Annotated in this window: 15 protein-coding genes and 2 pseudogenes; 8 read left to right on the top strand and 9 right to left on the bottom strand. The window is 72.4% G+C overall.

The genetic code is table 11. The features are described 5' to 3' along the window. Positions 1 to 18: 18 nt before the first annotated feature. From QRY02_RS09890 to QRY02_RS09875, 4 genes and pseudogenes are all read right to left on the bottom strand, one after another. A pseudogene (locus tag QRY02_RS09890) lies at positions 19 to 1,678 on the bottom strand (CheR family methyltransferase). Beyond that, positions 1,675 to 2,454 (bottom strand): ATP-binding protein, encoded by a 780-nt coding sequence (locus QRY02_RS09885; RefSeq protein ID WP_285991204.1) that lies wholly within the window; start codon positions 2,452 to 2,454, stop codon positions 1,675 to 1,677. The pseudogene QRY02_RS09890 and the gene QRY02_RS09885 overlap by 4 nt, the downstream one beginning before the upstream one ends. After that, on the bottom strand, positions 2,451 to 3,344 hold the full coding sequence (locus QRY02_RS09880) for a chemotaxis protein CheB (RefSeq protein WP_285991203.1): 894 nt from the start codon (positions 3,342 to 3,344) through the stop codon (positions 2,451 to 2,453). The genes QRY02_RS09885 and QRY02_RS09880 overlap by 4 nt, the downstream gene beginning before the upstream one ends. A gap of 219 nt (positions 3,345 to 3,563) precedes the next feature. After that, positions 3,564 to 4,121, bottom strand: coding sequence for a chemotaxis protein CheB (locus tag QRY02_RS09875; RefSeq protein ID WP_285991202.1), 558 nt, complete (start codon positions 4,119 to 4,121; stop codon positions 3,564 to 3,566). A gap of 115 nt (positions 4,122 to 4,236) precedes the next feature. Here QRY02_RS09875 and QRY02_RS09870 point away from each other — a divergent pair, with 115 nt between their 5' ends. Next, positions 4,237 to 4,629 (top strand): hypothetical protein, encoded by a 393-nt coding sequence (locus tag QRY02_RS09870; protein ID WP_285991201.1) that lies wholly within the window; start codon positions 4,237 to 4,239, stop codon positions 4,627 to 4,629. A 45-nt stretch (positions 4,630 to 4,674) separates the two neighbouring features. Here QRY02_RS09870 and QRY02_RS09865 read toward each other — a convergent pair whose 3' ends face one another. Then, positions 4,675 to 5,079 carry a ChaB family protein gene (locus tag QRY02_RS09865; protein WP_285991200.1) on the bottom strand — a complete coding sequence of 135 codons (405 nt, stop codon included), beginning with the start codon at positions 5,077 to 5,079 and terminating at the stop codon, positions 4,675 to 4,677. 297 nt (positions 5,080 to 5,376) lie between these two features. On the opposite strand from QRY02_RS09865, the gene QRY02_RS09860 reads away from it, so the two are divergent. The 3 genes from QRY02_RS09860 (at position 5,377) to QRY02_RS09850 (ending at position 10,395) form a co-directional block, all read left to right on the top strand. Then, positions 5,377 to 7,359: an APC family permease gene (locus QRY02_RS09860; RefSeq protein WP_285991199.1), complete on the top strand. Its 1,983-nt coding sequence runs from the start codon at positions 5,377 to 5,379 to the stop codon at positions 7,357 to 7,359. 139 nt (positions 7,360 to 7,498) lie between these two features. Continuing rightward, the gene (locus QRY02_RS09855) at positions 7,499 to 7,969 is read left to right on the top strand and encodes a hypothetical protein (protein WP_285991198.1); all 471 of its coding nucleotides are present in this window, start codon (positions 7,499 to 7,501) and stop codon (positions 7,967 to 7,969) included. 389 nt (positions 7,970 to 8,358) lie between these two features. Further along, complete coding sequence (locus QRY02_RS09850) at positions 8,359 to 10,395, top strand: alpha-L-rhamnosidase-related protein (RefSeq protein WP_285991197.1); 2,037 nt, start codon at positions 8,359 to 8,361, stop codon at positions 10,393 to 10,395. An 18-nt stretch (positions 10,396 to 10,413) separates the two neighbouring features. On the opposite strand, the pseudogene QRY02_RS48815 reads toward QRY02_RS09850, so the two are convergent. The 3 genes and pseudogenes from QRY02_RS48815 to QRY02_RS09835 all read right to left on the bottom strand — a co-directional run bounded on the left by QRY02_RS48815 (position 10,414) and on the right by QRY02_RS09835 (position 12,545). After that, positions 10,414 to 11,129 (bottom strand): annotated as a pseudogene (locus tag QRY02_RS48815) (transposase). A 50-nt stretch (positions 11,130 to 11,179) separates the two neighbouring features. After that, the gene (locus QRY02_RS09840; RefSeq protein ID WP_285993807.1) at positions 11,180 to 11,971 is read right to left on the bottom strand and encodes an FkbM family methyltransferase; all 792 of its coding nucleotides are present in this window, start codon (positions 11,969 to 11,971) and stop codon (positions 11,180 to 11,182) included. 112 nt (positions 11,972 to 12,083) lie between these two features. Next, entirely contained in the window at positions 12,084 to 12,545 is a 462-nt protein-coding gene (locus QRY02_RS09835; protein WP_285991195.1) for a hypothetical protein, read from the bottom strand. A gap of 121 nt (positions 12,546 to 12,666) precedes the next feature. Between QRY02_RS09835 and QRY02_RS09830 the strand changes: the two genes are divergently transcribed. From QRY02_RS09830 to QRY02_RS09820, 3 genes are read left to right on the top strand one after another with little or no spacing between them, the layout of a single operon-like run. Continuing rightward, entirely contained in the window at positions 12,667 to 13,659 is a 993-nt protein-coding gene (locus tag QRY02_RS09830; protein ID WP_285991194.1) for an SDR family oxidoreductase, read from the top strand. 36 nt (positions 13,660 to 13,695) lie between these two features. Next, positions 13,696 to 14,310, top strand: a complete 615-nt coding sequence (locus tag QRY02_RS09825; RefSeq protein WP_285991193.1) for a DUF2231 domain-containing protein — start codon at positions 13,696 to 13,698, stop codon at positions 14,308 to 14,310. A 44-nt stretch (positions 14,311 to 14,354) separates the two neighbouring features. Further along, on the top strand, positions 14,355 to 14,519 hold the full coding sequence (locus tag QRY02_RS09820) for a hypothetical protein (RefSeq protein WP_285991192.1): 165 nt from the start codon (positions 14,355 to 14,357) through the stop codon (positions 14,517 to 14,519). Here QRY02_RS09820 and QRY02_RS09815 read toward each other — a convergent pair. Beyond that, the gene (locus QRY02_RS09815) at positions 14,474 to 17,869 is read right to left on the bottom strand and encodes a TM0106 family RecB-like putative nuclease (RefSeq protein WP_285993806.1); all 3,396 of its coding nucleotides are present in this window, start codon (positions 17,867 to 17,869) and stop codon (positions 14,474 to 14,476) included. The two genes, QRY02_RS09820 and QRY02_RS09815, sit on opposite strands and share 46 nt — an antisense overlap. A 177-nt stretch (positions 17,870 to 18,046) precedes the next feature. Here QRY02_RS09815 and QRY02_RS09810 point away from each other — a divergent pair, with 177 nt between their 5' ends. Further along, a complete protein-coding gene (locus QRY02_RS09810) occupies positions 18,047 to 20,644 on the top strand; it encodes an alpha-glucuronidase family glycosyl hydrolase (RefSeq protein ID WP_285991191.1) in 2,598 nt (865 codons plus the stop codon). Positions 20,645 to 20,678: the final 34 nt, after the last annotated feature.

The raw sequence follows: 20,678 nt of genomic DNA, 5'->3' as shown, positions 1-20,678 counted from the left end.
CGCAATCCCCCGGTGGGTTCACTCGGATTGGCCGGCCTTCGTCTCTTCCGTCATCAGCAGTGCGCCGTGGCTTTCGCCGTTCGAGCTGCGCAGGGAACCGCAGAGCAGCCGGATGACCGTGGTGCGGCCGCGCCGGTTGACCGCTTCGAACGTCTGCTCGGCGTAGTAGCCGGAGTCGGCCGGCGCCTCGCGCACCACGGGGCGCAGGTCCGCGACCGGCAGGCCGATGTCCAGGTTGAGCAGGTGGGTGCCTTCGGCCTCTTCCCGCCGCACCCCCCAGAGGTCCTCGGCACCGCGGTTCCACGCCTTGATCCGCATCTCGGAGTCGATCACGACGATCCCGGCGTGGATCGAGGTGAGCACCGACTCGAGGAACTCGTTCACCTCGTCGAGGTCGAGACTGCGCTCACGCAGCGCGTCGTTGATCGTCTGCAGCTCGTCGTTGGTGGACTGCAGCTCCTCGTTCATCGTCTCCAGTTCCTCGTTGGTGGACTGGAGCTCTTCGTTGGTCGTCTCCAGTTCCTCCACAGTGGACTGGAGTGCCTCGTTGGTGGTCTCGAGTTCCTCGTTGGTCGACTGGAGCTCCTCGTAGGCGGACTCCAGTTGCCGGTTCGTGTGCTCGAGCTCGGTAGGAGACGTCCAGGTCGCGCAGCGGCCGGCCGATGTCGCGTTCGGACAACCCGAACGCCACCTCCGCCGGGGAGTTGATCAGGGCCGTCGTCTCCCCTTCGGTGACCACGATCTGGGCGACCGGGCTCGCCGAAAACGCGTGCTCGCGCAGTTCTTCGAGCCCGGAGATGTCCTGGGTGCGCCGCTGCGGGAAGCCGTGCGAAACCAGGTGGGCGAAAGTGGTGGGCCCGTTCACCGCCTTGCGGAAGACCCGGCGCTTGAGGTCCAGCGGCTCGAAGATCCGGGCGTGCGACAGCAGCATCTCGGCCTTGCCGAGGAACAGCACCCCGCGGGGCGCGAGGGCGAAGTGGAACCGCTCGAGGATCTTGCTCTGCGTCTCGGCGTTGAAGTACATCAACGTGTTGCGGCAGAGCAGCAGGTCGATCCGGGAGAGCGGCGCGTCCTGCACCAGGTCGTTGCGCCCGAAGATGATCGACCGGCGCAGGTCCTTGCGGAAGCAGTACCGGCTGCCCACCAGCTCGAAGTACTTCTCCAGCTGTGCCTCGGTGAGCCCTTCGACCTCCGCCGGGGTGTAGGCCGCGTGGCGGGCCTGCGCCAGCGCCTCGTCGTCGACGTCGGTGGCGTAGATCTTCACCCGCTGCCGGAACGCCTCGACGCCGAGCGCCTCGGCAAGCAGCATCGCCAGGCTGTAGGCCTCCTGCCCGGCCGCGCAGCCGGCGCTCCACACCCGGAACGGCTCCTCCGGGGTCCGCTCGGCGAGCAGAGCGGGGAGCACCTCCTCCCGGAGGTAGTCCCACGCGTCCGGATCGCGGAAGAACCCGGTCACGTTGATCAGGATGGTGTTGAACAGCGCCACGAACTCGTCGGCGTTGACCTGCAGCTGGTCGATGTAGTCCGCGTAGCTCTCGATCCCCACCTGGCTCATCCGGCGGCGCACCCGCCGCATCAGGCTGCTCCGCTTGTACCCGGTGAAGTCGAAACCCCGCGACTCCTTCAAGTAGGCCAGCACCGACTCGAACTCGCCGTGGGGTTCCTTGGGCTCGGTCACGATCCGACACACTCCTCGGCGGAACGGTGACCGACCGTGCGGGGACGGTGGACGAGAACGGCCCAGACGACCTTCCCGCCCGCCCACGACCGGCTGCAGCCCCACACCCGGGCGATCTGCGCGACCAGCTTCAGCCCCAGGCCGGGCTCGACCGGGGTCAGCCGTTCGAGCAGCATGGCCGGCCGCGTGTCCTGGTCGGCCACCGCCACCGTGCACACACCCCGGCGCAGGTCGAGCCGCAACCGCGGCTCCGAAGTGGTGTGCTTCAGCACGTTCTCGACCAGTTCGGTGGCGATCAAGCGGGCATCCTCGGCGAGCTCGGGCACCTCCCACTCGGCCAGCTTGCCGGTGACGAAGTCCCGAGCACGAGCCGATGCTCCGTCAAAGCGCGCGAAGGTGCGTTCGGACCGCCGGCGCACCGGCTGGTCCAGTGCCGCGGTCGCCGCCGCCAGGTCGGGGCGGATCGGGACGTAGCGGTCGACCACGTGGCGGCCCAGCAGCAGCTGGTGGACGGCCCCGGCGGCCACGATCGTGAACGGGATCCCCGGCCAGTCGCCGATCCGCATGGCGACCAGGGAGAACACGCTCACCAGCGACGAGTCGTCGATCACCAGCCCGCTGATGTCGGCCACCAGGCCGTCCGGGGCATCCGTCGCGATCTTGAGCAAGCCGTCGCGCAGTGAGGGGTACGAAGCGAGGTTCAGGTCGCCCGTGACCGTGACGACGGTCGCCTTCTCAAGGCGGGCGACGGCGAGGTGGACCGGATCGGTGTTCACCCCGGCGCCGGCTCGGCCGCGACCTCGCGGTTCGCGTCGAGCAGGAATCGCCGCAGGGTCTCGGCGGCGTCGGCGGCTTCCCTGGCGGAGGCGGCATAACGCTCCGCCAGCCCCCGCGGCTTCGTGGCGCCGGCCTGCGCGGCCAGCTTCCGGACGAGCGCCGCCTTTTCGTCCAGCGCGCGCAGCGCCTTCATCAGCGCGAGCTGGAACTCCGCGCTGTGGGCGTCGAGCAGAGCCGGAGCCGACCAGGCGTGGCCGATCCGGCACCGGCAGCGGCCCGGGCCGACTTCGGTGAGCGAACCCTGGCGGTCCGGGCAGGTGTAGCCCGCGCTCCGTTCGGCGGGGGTGAGCGCGCCGAACCACACCGACTCACGGGCGATGCGGTCCTCCAGCAGCAGGGCGTCCGACGGCGGCGGTCCTCCGAAGGGCTTCACCGGCATCCGGACCAGCTTGTCGAGCACGGCGCCGATCTCGACGGCCCGCGCCACGTACTCGGTGTCCACGACGGACAGCGCGCTCTCCGGCATGCCGCTGTACAGCGCGTCGGCCGGGTCCTGGACCTCGGCCAGGCCGCCCCGGTCCACGATCGCCCGCAACCCGGCGGTCCCGTCGTCCAACGCACCCGGAAGGACGACGCCGATGACGCGCGGCCCGCCGGTCAGCGCGGCCGACCGGAAGGTCGCGTTGACCGCCGGCCGGTGCCCGTTCTCGGTCGGCCCCTGCGTCAGGACCAGCGTTCCGTCTTCGGTGAGCAGGTGGCGGTCGGGGGGCGCGACCTGCACCGTCCCCGGCTCGAGGGCCGCTCCGTGGCGAGCGCTCGTGACCGGCAGCGGGCTCACGCGGTCGAGGATCCGGGCCAGTGCGCTGTGCGTCCCGGCGCCCAGGTGCATGGTGCCACGAGGGTGGCGGGGAAGTCGGCGGGCAGCCCGACGACCAGGGCCCGCAGGGCCTCGACCCCACCGGCAGAGGCACCGACGGCCACGAGGTCACGCCGGAAAGGCGGCACGGCGTCCACCTCCTCACCTTCGGCTCCACGGTAGCCGAGGCCGTCCGCACTGCGAGTAGCCCCCTTCGCGCGAGCTAAACCCCGCCCGGCCGCCGGACGGGCATCAGGCGTGCCGGGCGACGTGGTCCAGGATGGCCGCGCCGATCCCGGACAGCGGGAGCACGGCGTGGACGAGCCCGGTGCCGATCGCGGCGCCCGGCATGCCGAAGTGCGCGGACGTCCCCTCGTCCTGGGCGAACACGGTGCCTCCGCAGTGCGCGATCGCCCGGATCCCGGCCTGGGCGTCGGTGCCCTTCCGCCGGCGGCAGCTCGCCGTGTCCAGCAGCCCGATCCGCGCCGCCGAGGTGACCAGCAGGTGCCGCCCCGCGGGGACGACCAGCGCCGCACCGGCCACGAGCACGTCCCCGTCCGCGGCCTCGCCGACCCGCAGCGCGGTGCGGGCGGCGAGGATTTCGGTGAGGTGGCTCGTCCGGGCCGGCTCCAGGTGCTGCGCGACGAGCACCGCCGCGGGGAAGTCCGCGGGCAGCGGGGCGAGCACCCGGGTGAGCGCCTCGAGGCCGCCGGCGGAGGTGACCAGGGCGACGACCGGGAACCGCAGCGGGAAGTCCGGCGTCACCGGCTCCCCCCGCCGCCGGACGCGCACTTCTCGGCGGCCGCGCATGGGCGGCATCCTGTCACCGATCCGCGCGGGTCACCAGCCGGTCCTCGGTGCCGGCCCCGGGGCGGACGTGAGATGCTCGTCCGCGCAGGCAGGCCGAAGGCGGGAGGCGTAGCGGGTGACCACCTGGATCGACGTGATCAACTTTGTCCGGACGCGGTACGAGGTCCTCGAGGAGTCGGAGGGCTGGCTCCGGTTCCGGCTGGAGGGCCCGCGGGAGCGGACCCAGCAGGTGGCCGTGCACCACCTCGCCGAACTCGACGGCGGCTCGTGGATCGAGATCTCCTCCCCCGTCGGCTGGGCCGACAAGATCGACCTCCGGCGGCTGCTCGAGCTGGCCGGCGGTTCGGCGGTCGGCGGCGCGGCGGTGGTGGACGGCGTCGCGCTGCTCAAGCACACCGTGCCGCTGGAGGACCTCAGCATCCAGGAGGAGTTCGAGCGCCCGCTCAAGGCGGTCGTCGCCCGCGCGGACGCCTTCGAGCACGAACTCACCGACGCCGACGAGTTCTGACCGTCCCCGCGTTCCGCGCCGTCCACATCGTCCACATCGGACGGGTCAGCCGGACCGCCGGGCCCGGTCGGTCCGGCGCCGGTTCTCCTTCTCCAGCGCGGTGACGAGCTCCTCTTTGGACATCCACGACCGCCCGGGGATGCCGAGCTGCTTGGCGCGCTCGTAGAGGTGCTGCCGGCTCGCGGTGGCGTTGACGCCGCCGTGGGTCGGCTTTTCGGCCTGCCCCGCTCCCCCGGCGGCCTGCTCGTCCGACGGGCCGCGTTCGGGCTTGGGCTCCCAGTGGTCGCCGACCTTCTCGAAGGTGTGCTTCAGGGCCGAGTAGGCGGTCTGCTGCGCCCGCCGCCCGGGACCGTAGGTATCGAGCGCGGAGTCGTGCGCGGCGACCCAAGTGTCCTGGGCCTTGCGCGGCGACCGCAGCAGGGTGCTGGGCAAGTCTTCGCGTCCGGGCATGTCGCCTCGGCTACCCGGGCTCGGGCTCACCGAAACGGCGAGCCGGCCCGCCTCCCGTGTCGCCCCTTCAATCACGCGAGATGGCCCTCCGATCACGCGAGATGACCGCCCGATCACGCGAGATGCCCGAACCGACCCACCCGGCACGCGTCCGGCTTCCGGGTGCCGCCCGCCCCGAAGGTCGCCGGCGTCCGAAGAGGACCGGAGCGGCCGGGTGGAACCTCGTGCGGGGTGGTATTCCGGGGTCGGGCATGCTGATGACCGGTGTTTTCCGAGCCGAGGGGACGAGAGGGAAATATGGGTGCTTCACCCGATTTGACCATTCCGGCGAGCGTCGACAGCCCGGCGCCGCCGCAGGCACCCTCCTCGCCCGTGGCGCGGTGGCTGCTGGAGCACCGGGTCGCGCCGGTCGGGCGCGCCGGCGGCGAGGACCACGGCACGCCGCAGGCCTGGTGGAAGGTCATGTGCCTGACCGGCGTCGACTACTTCTCCACCCTCTCCTACCTGCCCGGCATCGCCGCGCTCGCCGCCGGGGCGCTCTCGCCGCTGGCGACGCTGCTGATCGTCGCGCTGACGCTGTTCGGGATGCTGCCCATGTACCGCCGGGTGGCCCGGGAAAGCCCGCACGGCCAGGGCTCGGTCGCGATGCTGGAGAACCTGCTGCCGTTCTGGCGCGGCAAGCTCTTCGTCCTGACCCTGCTCGGGTTCGTCGCCACGTCGTGGATCATCACGATCACGCTGTCCTCGGCGGATGCCACCGTGCACATGCTGGAGAACCCGTACCTGCCGGGCTTCCTGCACGGCCACGCCGTGTTGATCACCGTCGTGCTGCTGCTGATCCTCGGCGGGGTGTTCCTGCTCGGCTTCAGCGAGGCCGTCGGGGTCGCCATCCCGCTGGTCGCGGTCTTCCTGCTGCTCAACGCCGTGGTGACGGTGGCGGGCGTGATCGACCTGCTCGGCGATTCCACCGCCCTCTCCCACTGGACCGACGCGCTGACCGCCGGCGGTGGCGGGTTCGGCGGGATCCTCGGCCCGGCCGTCATCGCGTTCCCGATGCTGGTGCTGGGGCTCTCCGGGTTCGAGACGGGCGTCAGCATGATGCCGCTGGTTGCGGCGGACGGGAAGACCGGCGAGGAGAAGCTGGAATCCCGGATCCGCAACACGCGGAAGCTGCTGACCGCCGCCGCGCTCATCATGTCGGTGTTCCTGATCGCGACGAGCTTCGTCACCACCGTGCTGATCCCCGCCGAGGCGTTCAAGGACGGTGGCGAGGCCAACGGCCGCGCGATGGCCTACCTCGCCCACCGCGAACTCGGCGAGCTCTTCGGGACCGTCTACGACGTCAGCAGCGTGCTGATCCTGTGGTTCGCCGGTGCCTCGGCGATGGCCGGGCTGATCAACATCGTCCCGCGGTACCTGCCGTCCTACGGCATGGCGCCGGAGTGGGGGCGCGCCGTCCGGCCGGTCGTCATCGTCTACACGGTGATCAGCATCCTCATCACGATCGCGTTCGGCGCCGACGTCAACGCCCAGGCCGGCGCCTACGCGACCGGCATCCTGGCGATGATGGTCTCCGGCGCGGTCGCGGTCAGCATCTCGGCGATCCGGCGGCGCCAGCGCGGCGCGGCCGCGGGCTTCGTCGTCCTCACACTCGTCCTCCTGTACGCGCTCGTCGAAAACGTCATCGAAAAGCCCGACGGCATCGCCATTTCGGGCCTGTTCATCCTCGGGATCATCGTCGTCTCGCTGGTTTCCCGGGTTTCGCGGACGACGGAGCTGCGCGCCGACCGCATCGAGTTCGACGACGAGGCGCGCCGGTTCATCGCCGATTCACTCGCCCACGACGGCGCCCTGAACATCGTCGCGAACAAGCGGCAGGGCGGCGACGAGGCCGAGTATTCCGCGAAGGAAGCCGAACAGCGCGGGATGAACCCCGTGCCCGGCGCCGCCGACATCCTGTTCCTCGAGATCGACGTCGTGGACCCGTCGGAGTTCAGCAACGTGCTCCAGGTGCGCGGCGTGGAGATCGACGGCTACCGGATCCTCCGCGCGAACAGCCCCGCGGCGCCCAACGCGATCGCCGCGATCCTGCTCACCTTGCGCGATGTGACGGGCGTCCGTCCCCGCTGCTACTTCGAGTGGTCCGAAGGCAATCCGCTCGGGCACCTGTTCCGCTACCTGCTCCTCGGCCGCGGCGACACGGCACCGGTCGTCCGGGAGATCATCCGCAGCAGCGAGAAGGACCCGGCCCGCCGCCCCGGCATTCACGTCGGCGGCTGAGGGGCCGGCCGGACTTCCCGCAGGTCCGGAACGGGGCTGCGGGAAGTCGCCGTACCCCTCGCCGCGTTCGGTGACGGCGAGGGGGCAGGTAGGCGCCTGCGGCGCGCCGCCGGGCCCGGATGCAGTCGGCGAACTCGCGGTGCCCCACCGCGAAGGCGGCCCCACCGCCGGCGAAACGCTCGAGGTGCCGGACCTCGCCTTCGGCCGCAACGCGCGCACGACCGACCTCAGCGCACGCGCCGAAGCAGCGATGGCGACCGTCGCGCGATTCGGGTCCGCGACGAAACCCGGTGCGCACGGTGATTCGAGCCTGCCGCGCGCGACGCGGCGGCATGCGCCCCTGGCGGCCGGTCCGGACCTGGGTGGCTCACCGCCCGGCGCGCAAGCGGGCCTTCACCGCCAGGCGGGCAACCCGGGCCTCACCGTCCCGCGGGCGGCGGGCCCGCCCGCCGGACCGGGGCACGAGCCGGACCGCGGCCGTCCTGGGGGCGAGGTGCCCGAGCCGGTGCTCGGCCCGGTGCTCGCGCAGGTCCGCGGGGCGGCGGCGGGGGCGCCTGGCGGGCCGGCCGGGCCGGCCGGTCGGCCTGGGGCACCGGGCGGGGCCGGTTGACCCAGGAGTCGAACAGGAGGATCAACCCCGCGAACACGGCGAAGCCGATGCCGAGCGCGATGTGGACGAGCGCGCCGAGAATGCCGGCGACCAGCAGTACCGGCAACACCGCCAACAGGCAGAACGGGTCGATCCGGCCGAATTTCGGGCGTGGGGACCCCTCACGGGGACTCACCGTGCGGTCTCCGGGTTCCTGCGCGCCATTGCAGCAGTATGCAACGGCGGAGCCGGGCCCTGCCACCTGGATGGCGCACGGCCGGATTTGCCGATCACCGCGCGTGACGATGCCACCCGTCCCCGTGGCGGACAGAACCGGACAGGATCCGGCCGTATCCGGAGAGGGACCGGCCGTTCCGTGGTGCAATGGCCGCGCCGAAAGGGGTACGCGCATGAAAAACGGCTTCCCGCAGCGGATCGGCTACGCCTTTCTCGCCCTGGTGACGGCGTGCGGCACCCTCGCCGGCGCCGCCCCGGCCACGGCGAGCCCGGCACCGCCTTCCCTCGAATTCGCCAACCCGGACAGTCAAGCGCTGTTCGGCGGCGCCTACGCCGCCGCTCTGCAGAACCTGTTGCGCACCAACACGATCGGTTTCGACGCACGCTACGACCGGAGCGGTCTGCTGGATCCGGCGACCGGCATCGTCCGCGCGGGCGGCGGCTACGCCCAGCCGTGGACGCGCGACGCGTCGATCAACAGCTGGAACGCCACCAGCCTGCTCGATCCGGCCCTGGCGAAGAACACGCTGTGGGCGGTGGTCGACAAGGACGCCGGCGGCGCCCTGCGCGTGCAGCAGGACGACCAGCAGTGGGACCAGGTGGTCTGGGTCACGGCCGCCTGGCACCACTACCTCGTCACCGGCGACCGGGAGTTCCTCCGGAACGCCTACCGCACGGCGACGAGCACGCTGACGATCCGCGAACACGCCACCACGGCCGGCTTCAACGCGACCTACGGCCTGTTCACCGGCGCGTCCTTCTTCAACGACGGCATCGCCGGCTACCCCGCGCCACCGGCCGACGCGACCGAGTCGGTCAGCACCGGGAGCATGCCGTGGCCCGGGGTGGCGAGCGGGATGTACCTCAGCACCAACGAGCTCTACTACGCCGCCTACGTCAACGCCGCGAACATGGCCGGGAACCTGGGCCGTCCGGCCGCGGAGATCGCCGGGTACCGGGACAAGGCCGCCGCGCTGCGGGCGGCGATCAACCAGCGGTTCTGGAACCCCGCCACCGGCCGGTACGACTACCAGCTCCTCGCCGACGGCTCCCGCGGTGCCTTCCAGGAAGGCACCGGGCTGGCGTTCGCCCTGATCTTCGGCATCGCGAACCCGGCGCAGGCGCGGTCGATCCTCGGCCACGCCCAAGAGCTGCCCTGGGGCATGCCCGACACCTTCCCGGCCTGGGCGCGCTACAGCGACGCGCAACCCGGTCGGCACAACGCCATCGTCTGGCCGCTCGTCCAGGGCCTGTGGGCGAAAGCGCTGGCCGGGCAGGGCGAGCAGAACGCGTTCGCCTCGGAAACCGCGCGCCTGGCCAAGCTGGCCGGCAACAACAGCGGCTTCTGGGAAATCCACAACGGGACCACCGGCGTCGTCGACGGCGGCTGGCAGCGGCTGGGCGACACCGTGAAGTTCCACTGGGGTTCCGAACCCGACCAGACCTGGTCGGCCACCGCGTTCCTCGACATGGTCCACACCGGCCTGTTCGGGCTGACGTTCACCGACCGCGGGCTGTCCTTCGCGCCCCACCTCCCGGCGGGCTGGGGTGACGTCACGCTGCGGCACCTGCGCTACCGCGGCGCGAACCTCACCATCGCCCTGCACGGCGCGGGCTCCGCGATCCGGTCGTTCCAGGTCGACGGCCAGGCCGCCCCGGCCGCGATCCCGGACACGCTCACCGGCGACCACACGATCGACATCGCCCTCACCGGAGCGCCCGCCGGCGACCGGGACGGCGACGGCGTGCCCGACGCCCAGGACCGCTGTGCGGACACCGCGGGGACCGCCGCGCTGAGCGGCTGCCCCGACCCGGCGCACCTCGAAGCCGAGGACGCCCGCAACACCGGCCGCGTGAAGACGAACGTGAACCACACGGGCTACTCGGGCCGCGCGTTCCTCGACGGCCTCTGGGCACAGGGCGCGTCGTCGTCCTTCACCGTGCACCGCACCACGACGGCGCCGGAACGCGCGGCCTTCACCGTGCGGTACGCCAACGCCAACAACGACACCCGGACGATGACCCTGTCGGTGGACGGGCAGCCGGTACGGCAGGTCGGCTTCCCGAAGGTCTCCGACAGCTGGGACGCCTGGGGCACCACGACCTTCGCCGACATCCCGCTCACCGGCCGGGACCCGGTGGTGACCCTTTCCTACGCTCCGGGCGACACCGGCGCGATCAACCTCGACTGGCTCGAACTCCGCCGCTAGCGGACCGCGAAACCCCGGTCAGTGGTCGTAGGCGGTCAGTGACCGGGTGATGGGTTGGCTGGTGGCGCGGTTGTGCCAGATGGCTGCGGTGAGGACCAGGAGGCGTTGGGCGATGCGGGCTCCGACGCCTTCGATGGTGCGTCCCCCCGTGCTGTTCCAGGTCGAGTTGGCCTTTGAGGGTGTCGTTGACCGACTCGAAGAGCTGGGGATGGACTTGAGCAGCGGTTCGCCGGGATGGGGTTCGCGGTTGCGGTAGGACGGGCGGATCAGCCGGATCCCGCGTTCGGTGAGGTAGTGGTCGAGTTGGCGGGAGACGTGGCCTTTGTCGGCGATGATCAGCAGTCGGGGGCGGTCGGCGAGCAGATGGGGTTCGTGGTCGCCGATGGCCATGAGTACTGGCCGCTGGTCGATTTCGGGTCGGCTAGGGCCCAGGCGACGGGTCGCCCGGCCGGGTGCAGATCAGGGCAGGCGCAGGCCCCAGAACCAGCGGGAGTGTGAACGGCAGAAGCCGTATTTGGCCCAGCCGGCCAGCTCCGAGCGTTTGACTGTGGGCCGGGACCGGGCCGCATTCCGCCGGGGTGGAGTCGACGATCCCGAGCAGGGGTGGGCCACCGCGAGAGTCACCAGTTCCGAATCGGTCAGCCAGGGGGTCTGCCCATCCGTCCCCTGCCGGCCAGATGGTCGGCGATCTTGACGTAGAGTGCGGTGACAAGGGTGTTCAGGTCGGTCGTCACAAACCGATCTTGGACACCTCTGGTCTCACCCCGACCCAGGCGCTACTCGTCTAGCGGACCGCGAACACCATCCCGATGTCGGCGGCCTCCTGAACCGGGTCCTGCACGGCCTCGACCGCGAACCCCCGCGTCGTGAAGACCTCGCGCACGGTGTCGCGGTGGCGCCGCCACCCTTCGACCTCGACGACCGCCTGGCGGACCAGCGGCCAGTGCCGGTCTTCGAGTCCGCGCAACACGTCGAGCTCGGCGCCCTCGACGTCGACCTTCAGCAGGTCGACGTGCTCGATGCCCTGCTCGTCGAGCACCGCCGACAGTGGCCGGACCCGGACGCGGTGGGTCTCGAGTTCCCGCATCACCTTCAGCTTGCGCCCGACGATCCCCCGCAGGATCGGCGCGGGCACGCGGCGGAGCCCGGCACCCAGCCCGCCGCGGCGGATCATCTCGACGACGCTGGCCGTGACCCGCCGCCGCTCGTCCTCGACGTTCGCCGCGTCCCGCCACGACGACGAGAAGATGGTCGCCGCCGGGAAGTAGCTGAAGTCGAGCTCGGCTTCGGCGGCCGCCAGCCCGTAGGGCAACGCGGTCAGCCGGCCGCCGAAGAAGTCGCGGCCGTTGCGCTCCAGCGTCGCGTGCAGCGGCGGGAGCGGCTCGAACGCGTAGATCCGCACGTCGCCGTCCAGCCGCTCGTACACGGCCGCGGAGAAGACGCCGATGTTGGCGCCGACGTCGAGGACGGTCGCACCCGGGGCGAGCTCGACGCCGTGGGCGAAGTAGGCGCCGACCTCCTCGCGCAGGAAGGACACCTCCCACGGGTTGATGCTGTGCAGGTCGATCGTGTCCATGGTCACGCGCAGAGGCTTATCACCATCGGGCGGCGCGGGGCACCCCCGTTCGGCGGCTACTCCGGACCTCGACGATCAGCGCGAGCCCGAATTCGTCCCCGCGACCGGCGGTTCAGCGTTCTTCTTCGACGTGCAAGGCGGCCTGCTCCGGTCCGGCGGCCACGGCCGAACCCGCGTCGACGGCCACCTCGTCCGCCTCCCTGTCGACCGGCGGGCCGTCGCCCTCGACCGGTTCCAGCTGGATCGGCTGCTCGGGTTCCGCGCCCGTGTCCGGGTCCTCCGGCGCTCCCGCGCGGGAGTCGATGCCGGCCGGGATCTCCGCGGCCGGGTCCGGGTTTTCCTCGCCGATGCGGTCGCCCAGTCCCCGCGGGTGGGCCTGCTCCCACGGGGTCATCCCGTACTTCGTCACGCCCGACCAGTGTTCCGGGGGATCCATGCCCTCCTCGAGCGGGTCGGCGCGGATCCGGTCCTCGTCGAGGTCCTCGGCGCTGTTCAGCGCGGCCGGGTCCGTCTCGACGGCGTCCGGGGCGCCGGTGTCCTGCGGCGGGTCGTAGCTCTGGTCGGGTTCGGTCATGTTCCCCGGGCTTCCCGCTGACGCGACGGCGAAACACCGCCCGGCGGCGGCCATCCCGCGTTTGTCCGCCGGCCGCGGCGGTATCCCGGTGCTTCCGGAACCCCGAACACGAGGAGGCGTCATGCCCCGACCGGTGGCCGACCAGGTGGTCGTGCTCATGGGTGCGTCGAGCGGGATCGGCCGCGCGACGGCACTCGCCTTCGCCGCCCGGGGAGCGCGTGTCGTGTGCGCCGGGCGTACCGCGCGGGCGCTCGACACGCTGGTCGAGGAGATCGCGAGCGCGGGCGGGACGGCCGTGGCCGTGCCCACCGACATCGCCGATCCGGACGCCGTGCGCGCGCTGGTGCGCACCACCGAGGCGAAGTTCGGGCGAATCGACACCTGGGTGAACCTCGCCGGCGTTTCGGTGTTCGGCCGCGTCGAAGACATCACCGACGAAGAGTTCGACCGCGTCCTGCGGGTGAACTTCCTGGGCCACGTCCACGGCGTGCGGGCGGTGCTGCCCGCCTTGCGCCGCGCGGGTGGCGGGTCGGTGATCGGCGTGGCCTCGGTCGAGGGCGTGCGGGCGGTGCCGCTGCACGCGCCCTACACCGCCAGCAAGTTCGCGCTGCGCGGCTTCTACGACTGCCTCCGCATCGAGCTCGCCCAGGAAGGCGCCCCGATCGCCGTCACCACCGTGCTCCCCGGCGCCATCGACACCCCGTTCTTCGAACACGCGCGCAGCAAGCTCGGCGCGCTGCCGAAGCCCCCGCCGCCGGTGTACGCGCCCGAGACGGTCGCCGACACCATCGTGTTCGCCTCCACGCACCCCCGCCGCGAAATCCCCGTCGGCGGCGCCGCAGCCGGGTTCTTCCTCGGGCAGCGGCTCTCCCCGGCGCTGACCGACGCCCTGCTTTCGCTGCGCCGGGTTGGTTCGCGCAGCTTCCGCAACACCTTGCCGGACAACGGAACCGACAACGTCGACTCCGCGGTGGACGAACCGGGCCGGGTCCACGGCAGCCACCCCGGCAAGGTGCTCCGGGGCAGCGCGTTCACCCGGCTGGCCGCCGCGCTGCCCCGGCCGGGCGACCTGCTCACCGCGGCGGTGTCCCGGCGGCACCGCACGACCGGCTGAGGGTTGACCGGCGCGCGGCGGGGTAGCCGCAGCGGTATGGATCCCTCGCGCGACGGTCACGCCCGGTCGAAGCCCGCGTGGGCGCACCGGGTGCTGCGGAAAGCCGAGGACGCCCAGGTGCTCGACGCTCCGGCCACCGGGCTCGAGCGGTGGGTGGCCGGATTCGCCGAAGGCGCCGTGGCACGGCAGCTGCGCGGCCAGGGGCTCGGTCACCCGCTGCACCCGCTCGCGGTGACGGTTCCCCTCGGCGCCTGGCTGTGCTCGGCGGTGTTCGACGTGCTCCCGGACGGCCGGGACGCGGCGCGCCGCCTGATCGCGATCGGCCTGCTGGCCGCCCCGGCGGCGATGGTGCCGGGCCTGGCCGACTATTCGGGCCTGAACGTGCGGCAACGCCGGGTCGGCTTGGTGCACGCGGCCGCCAACGCCGCGGCGACGGCGCTGTTCGGCGCGTCCTACCTGGCCCGCCGCGGTGGCCACGACGGGCGGCTCCTCGGCGCGCTGGGCTTGGCCGTGACGAGCGTGGGTGGCGCGCTCGGCGGCCACCTGACCTACGCCCAGGGTGCCGGGGTGTTCCGCTGGGAGCCCCTGGACGACCTGGCCCCCGCCGAACTCGCGGGCGAAGACCCGGCCGCACCCCGCAACCCCGCCTGAGGACCGCGGGCTTCGATCACCGCCCGCCGGGGTAACCGCGTCCCATGAGCGAATCCGAGAACCGCCCCCTGACCCCCGACGCGCCGGCCCCGCCCGGTACCCCGGAGCTCGACCTCGACGTGGAAATCCCCGAAGCCGATCGGCAGCGGAAGCAGCCCGGCTCTCAGGACGTCGACGAGGACGCCGGGGAAATCGAACCACCCAGCTGACCGGCCGGCCACGGCCGCGCCGCCGTCATCAGGCCGATCATGCCCGCGACCAGGCGCATCTGGTCCACCGTCCGGATGTCCGCCTCGACGAGCCTGGGCGAACACACCAGGACGGCCAGCGCCTGCGCCCGCGACAGCGCCACGTTCAGCCGGTTGCGCGACAGCAGGAAGTCGAGGCCGCGCGGCAGGTCGACCGCCGACGACGACGTCATCGTCGCGATCACCACCGGTGCCTCCTGGCCCTGGAAGCGGTCGACCGTGCCCACCCGGACCCCCGGGAACCCGGCCTCCTCCAGCGCCCGGGTCACCGTGCGCGCCTGCAGGTTGTAGGGCGCGACGACGAGGATGTCGTGGTCGCCCAAAGGCCGCGCCGGGCCGTGGTCCGTCCACAGGCGACCGTGCACTTCGGACACGAGCCGCACCACCTCGGCGGCTTCCGCCACCGAGCGGGTCGTGTTGCCCTGGTGCTCCACCTCGGCCAGGTACAGCCCCGCCGCGACACCGTCGAGGGCGCGGTCCGCGGCCGACGGGTGGGCGTGCAGCCGGCCGGCGTAGGACAGGTTCGACACCGGTTCGCAGACGGCCGGGTGCATGCGCCGCGTCTCGTCGAGGAAGTACCCGAGCGACGCCGGCATGATGTCGGCGTCCCCGATCAGGTGACCCAGCGCCGAGGCCTCGGCGCCCGCCGGGTGCGTGCCCTGCACCACCTGGGGCAGCTGCTGCGGGTCGCCGAGCAGCAGGACGTTCTTCGCGCACATCGACACCGCGAGCGCGTCGGCGAGGGCGAACTGGCCGGCCTCGTCGATGATCAGCAGGTCGAAGGGCTCCTCGCGGACCGCGGCGTTGGCGAACGTCCACGCCGTCCCGCCGACCAGGTGCCCGGTGTCGTGCTCCTCGCGCCACTTCACCAGCGCCGGGTTGCTCTTCGGCTGGTCCCACGGCGCGGCCGAGTCCGCCGTCTTCTTCGCGCGCTTGGCGCACGGCAGCTCCGGCGCGCTCTTCTTGGCCGCGCTCAGCACGTTTTCCACGGCCTTGTGGCTGGTCGAGGTGACCGCGACGGTCCGCCCCGCCCGCACGAGACGGGCAATGAGCCGGCCGGCGAGGTAGGTCTTGCCCGCCCCCGGCGGTCCCTGGACGGCGAGCGCCGAACCGTCGAGCGCGTCGACCGCTTCGATCACCGTGGCGACCAGGTCCTCGCCCGGCTCCGGCAGCGCCGCGCCGCCGCGCAGCCGGGGCGGCGTGCGCCGGAGCAGGTCGACGCCGGGGTGCCGCGGCAGCTCCGGGAGGGCGTCGACGACCAGGCGCGCGAGGTCGGCGACCGCCTCGTCCTTGGGTGCCGGACGCACCGGGCTGCCCGGCAGCACCGCGCTCGGCCGGTCGTTCGTGGTGGCGTCCGGCGGGCTGCTCTCCTCCAGCGTCAGCTCGACGGCCGACGCGGCGACGACCTTCGCGTCGCGGGCGGTGTCGCCGTAGCGCAGCCGCACGTCGTCACCGGGGGCGAACGGGTGCGGCCGGTCGGGGTCGCACGCGAGCAGCAGCGTCCGCTTCGCGGTGCGCGCCCGCCCGGCCGGAGGCACCCACTCCCCCGCTTCCAGCGAGACCGGCACGGCGCAGGCGGTGTCCACCTCGAGGTCGCCGAGCGGGGCGGCCAGCTGGCGGAAGTACTCCCACCACGCTGGGTTCGTCTCGCGGCGGTGGTAGCCCACGGACGCCGCCAGCAGCGCACGGGCCCGCTCGTCGGCGGTGAAGTGGCCCGGGTCGTCCGGCAGCCCGTCGAGCAGGGGGTCGACCAGCGCGGCCAGCTGCGCGGCCCGTTCGGCGCGGCGCTCGGCGGCGACGTCCTCCTCGGCCGCGCGCAGCAGCGCGTCTTCGGCGGATTCCTCCGCCGGCTCCGGCACCTCGATGCCCGCGCCGGCGCGGACCCGGTGCAGGAACGCGAACAGCCGCTGCGCGGAGACGCAGTCGTCCTCGGTGTTCTCGCCGATGCGGCGCAGGACTTCGTCGGCGCGTTCCGGCTCGCCGGACTGCGCCAGCGCCAGGTACTCCTCGTAGACCTCGACGTCGGACACGGCGGTCTTCGCGCGGGCGCCGGGCTGGTAGAGCGGCTCGAGGTGGCGGATCGAGTACGACCGCTGCGAGACGCGCAGCGCCTTGCGCACGACCGCGTGCAGGTCCACCACCGCGCCGCTGCGCAGCAGGTGGTCGACGGTCTCCTCGCGGGTGCCGTGCACCGCCGCGAGCCGCTTGATCGCGGTGACCTCGTAGGGCGCGTAGTGGTAGACGTGCGAGCCCGGGTGTTCGGCGACGCGCGCCGCGGCGAAATCGACGAACTCCTCGAACGCCCGCCGTTCCTGGGCGCGGCTGTGCGCCCAGAACGGCGTGAACTCGCGGTCGCCGACCGCGCCGAACAGGTACTCGAGCCCCTCGCCGGCGAGGGCGTGCGGATCGCCCGCCAGCTCCACGAACACGTCGCCCGGCGCGGGGGCCGGCAGGGCGGCCAGCTCGTCCGGGTCGACGACCTCGTAGGCGACCTCGCCGGTGGTGTCCTGGCGGACCTGCAGCGCGGCCTGGGCCCGCAAGGTCGCGAACGCCGTCACGGACAGGTCCCGCGGCCGGTCGGCCGGGCCGGCCGCGGCCAGCGCGTCGATCGAGCCGAGCCCGGCGGCGACCAGCTTGCGGCGCTGGTCGCCGCGCATCCCGGCCACCAGCGAGAGGTCCCGGTCGGCTTCCCGCCCGGCCGCGCAGTGCCGGGCGAACCCGCAGCCGGCACAGGCCGGGCGTTCGTCGGCCCACAGCGGCACCGGCAGCCGCGGCGGCCGGTGCGCCAGCCGGGTCCGCAGCCGGTCCACCAGCGGCCGGAAGTCCTCGACGCGCAGCGTCCGGGTGCCGCCGTCGGTCAGCCGGAGGTGCAGGTGCGGCCCGGCCGGCCGGCCGGCGCGGGCGATCGCGTCGGCGCACGCCGTCAGCTGGACCACCGCCGCCGGCGTCGCCTGCCGGACCGGCTTCGCGTCGTAGACCTCGTAGCGGCCTTCGCCGTCCTGGACCAGGAAGTCCGCCTGCGCCGAAAACTCGCCGTCGAGGAAGACGGCCCGGTGGATCACCGGGACGCCGGTCCGCAACGCCTCTTCCGTCGCCTTCGCGGCGAGGGCGGTGTCCTGGACGTCGATCTCGGCGACCTCGCGGCCGCCGGCGCGGAATCCGGCGAGCATCGCCGTGGCGTGCCCGCGCCGCGTGTCCGGCTCGGCGGGCGCGGGCCGCGGCGCGCCCGGCAGGCCCGCCGCCAGCGCCTGGACGAGGATGCTGCGGTGCTCGCAGTCGAGCAGGTCGGCGAGATCGGCTGGGGTGAGCATCGCCGCGAAGTCTGACACGGCCGATCATCCGGGCCGGAGCACGCCGTCCCCGACACGCCGGACGTTCGCCGAAACTTTCGAGAATTCCCTGGTATATCGCCAATTCTTGACAGCGCGGACCACGCCCGCAATAGTGCGAGAACCGAACTAAATACTCGTGAACACGATGGGGGCGCGGTGTCTTCCAGCGACGAGAACGAGCAGAGCCGGTTGCGCCGGCGTTCCTTCCTGATCGGCAGCGGAGCTGCCGTGGCCACCTCGATGTTCGGTGCCGTTCCGGCGCAGGCGAGTCCCCCGGGCCCGTTCCCGGGCGACTACGACGGCTCGGACCTGTGGCTGCGCTACGAGCGGGTCGCCGATCCCGGTCTCCTCGCCCGGTACCGGGCCGCGCTCGGCGCGATCGTCGTCGAGAACGCCGGCCGGACCCCGGTCCACCGCCACACCGCGAACCTGAGCATGGCCCCCGGCTCCACCGAGCACCTGGTGCGAAGCACCCTGGAAGCGGCGCGGGACGAACTCGCCCGTGGCCTCGGCGGGCTGCTGGGACGGCCCGTGCCGGTGCAGGGCGGGTTTCCCGACCACGCGGTGGTCGTGGGCACCCCGGACAGCTCGTCACTGGTGCGCCGGCTCGTTCCCCCGCGCGACCTGGCGCCGCTCGGTAGCGACGGGTACCTCATCCGCTCGCTGTCGCGGGGCGGGCACCGGGCCGTCGTCATCGCCGGCAACACCGATGTCGCCGCGTTGTACGGGACGTTCGCCTTCCTCCGGCGGCTGCAGGCCCAGCAGCCCGTCACCGGCCTGGACGTTTCGTCGGTCCCCCGGATCAACCACCGGTACCTGAACTACTGGGAGACCGAGCGCCTCTACGCCGGGAACAACCCGGCCGGAACCGGCGGGCTGAACGGCGAAACCGGCGCGATCTTCGACTTCACCGCCACCGGCGCGTCCGCCGGGCTGAACCTGCCGGTGATCCTCGACCGGTACCTGGTGGCGGCGCGAGCGATGGCATCCGTCGGCATCAACGGCATCACGATCAACAACGTCAACGCCAACAGCTTCTACCTCACCCCGGCCGCCATCGAGCAGGAAGCCGCGCTGGCGGACGCGCTGCGCCCGTACGGGATCAAGCTGGCCGTCTCCATCAACTACGCGGCCCCGACGGACGCCCGGTTCGCGCCCGACACCCTTACCCGCGAACAGCTGGATCCCTACAGCGCGCAGTTCCAGGGCTGGTGGAACCGCCGGGCCCGGCAGCTGCAGGCCGCGATCCCCGACTTCATGGGGTTCACCGTCAAAGCCAATTCCGAGGGCCAGCCGGGTCCCCAGGACCTGGGCTACGACCACGGTGACGGCGCCAACGGGATGGCGGCGGCGGTGGCGCCGCTCGGGATGCGGATCTTCTGGCGGACCTTCGTCTACAACGCCGACGTGGACGCGGACCGGCTGAAGCGCGCCTACCTGGAGTTCGGCCCCATCGACGAGGAGCCCCAGCCCGACGGCACGAAGGGCCGGTTCGCCGGGAACGTGTTCCTGCAGACCAAGAACGGCCCGCTCGACTACCAGGCCCGGGAGCCGGCCAATCCGCTCTTCGGCCGGATGGAACACACCAACCAGGCCCTGGAACTGCAGGTCACCCAGGAGTACACCGGGCAGAACACGATGCTGTGCTACCTCGGCCCGCTGTGGGAAGAGGTCCTCAAGTCCGACACGTTCGCCACCGACGAACACGGCCGGCTGCTGAAGAAGCGCCTGGTGGGCCACGTCGTGGACGGCACGGCCCAGGGCCACCCGGACAGCGCCATCGTCGGCGTGGCCAACTTCGGGAATGCGGGCAACCTGACCGGGCACCACTTCGCGCAGGCGAACCTGTACGCCTTCGGCAGGCTGGCGTGGGACTGGACCCTGGACGCCCGCGGCATCGCCGAAGACTGGGTCCGGCTGACCTGGAGCAACCGCGACTTCGCCGTCCGGACGATCGTGACGATGATGATGGGCTCCCGGGAGGCGCTGGTCAGCTACCAGACCCCGCTCGGCGTCGCGCACCAGTTCCGGTCCAGCGACCACTACGGCCCCAACCCCGCCGAACGGCTGGCGCGGGACGACTGGAGCCCGGTGTACTACAACCGGGCCGACCGCACCGGCCTCGGCTACGACCGCTCCCCCACCGGCAGCGGCTTCACCGCGCAGTACTTCCCGGTGCTCGCGGCCCGGTACGCCGACATCGAGACCGTCCCCGAAAACCTGCTGATGTGGTTCCACCACGTGCCGTGGGACCGGCGGCTGCGCAACGGCCGGATCTTCTGGGACGAACTGGTGTACCGCTACCAGACGGGCGTCCACTACGTGTCGTGGATGCGCCAGGCCTGGGACTCGCTCGAACCCCACGTCGACGCGCGGCGCTTCGCCGAGGTGAAGGCCAAGCTCGCCGCCCACGAGGCCGACGCGGGCACCTGGCGCGACACCTGCGTGCGCTATTGGCAGGAGTTCAACGGCCTTCCCGTCCCGACGGACGGGCCGCTCTCGATCAAGATCGTGGTCGGCGGCCGGACGTTCGGCGGCTTCGACGCCGGCGCGCCGTCGTACACCATCCCGATGGCGGCCGGTACGTCACCGGAAATCACGAAGGTCGTGCCCGCCGACGCGGGCGCGAAGTGCGAGATCCTCCGCCAGGCTCACGGGGTGCCCGGGCGATCTGTGGTGCGAATCACCGCGCACAGTTTCTTCGGGCCCCTCCTCAAGGACTATGTCTTCGACCTGGTGGTAGCCACGCACTGAGCTCCGGGAACCACGCGACGCCCGGCTCCGTTGT

Source organism: Amycolatopsis sp. DG1A-15b (genome assembly GCF_030285645.1).
Taxonomy (GTDB): Bacteria; Actinomycetota; Actinomycetes; order Mycobacteriales; family Pseudonocardiaceae; genus Amycolatopsis.
This window is presented reverse-complemented; position numbering and strand designations above follow the sequence as displayed.

Excerpts from the sequence above, each read along its gene's own strand:
- QRY02_RS09880 (WP_285991203.1), bottom strand. The coding sequence starts at position 3,344 with ATGCACCTGGGCGCCGGGACGCACAGCGCACTGGCCCGGATCCTCGAC.
- QRY02_RS09875 (WP_285991202.1), bottom strand. The coding sequence starts at position 4,121 with ATGCGCGGCCGCCGAGAAGTGCGCGTCCGGCGGCGGGGGGAGCCGGTG.
- QRY02_RS09865 (WP_285991200.1), bottom strand. The coding sequence starts at position 5,079 with ATGCCCGGACGCGAAGACTTGCCCAGCACCCTGCTGCGGTCGCCGCGC.
- QRY02_RS09860 (WP_285991199.1), top strand. The coding sequence starts at position 5,377 with ATGGGTGCTTCACCCGATTTGACCATTCCGGCGAGCGTCGACAGCCCG.
- QRY02_RS09850 (WP_285991197.1), top strand. The coding sequence starts at position 8,359 with ATGAAAAACGGCTTCCCGCAGCGGATCGGCTACGCCTTTCTCGCCCTG.
- QRY02_RS09840 (WP_285993807.1), bottom strand. The coding sequence starts at position 11,971 with ATGGACACGATCGACCTGCACAGCATCAACCCGTGGGAGGTGTCCTTC.
- QRY02_RS09835 (WP_285991195.1), bottom strand. The coding sequence starts at position 12,545 with ATGACCGAACCCGACCAGAGCTACGACCCGCCGCAGGACACCGGCGCC.
- QRY02_RS09830 (WP_285991194.1), top strand. The coding sequence starts at position 12,667 with ATGCCCCGACCGGTGGCCGACCAGGTGGTCGTGCTCATGGGTGCGTCG.
- QRY02_RS09825 (WP_285991193.1), top strand. The coding sequence starts at position 13,696 with ATGGATCCCTCGCGCGACGGTCACGCCCGGTCGAAGCCCGCGTGGGCG.
- QRY02_RS09820 (WP_285991192.1), top strand. The coding sequence starts at position 14,355 with ATGAGCGAATCCGAGAACCGCCCCCTGACCCCCGACGCGCCGGCCCCG.
- QRY02_RS09815 (WP_285993806.1), bottom strand. The coding sequence starts at position 17,869 with ATGCTCACCCCAGCCGATCTCGCCGACCTGCTCGACTGCGAGCACCGC.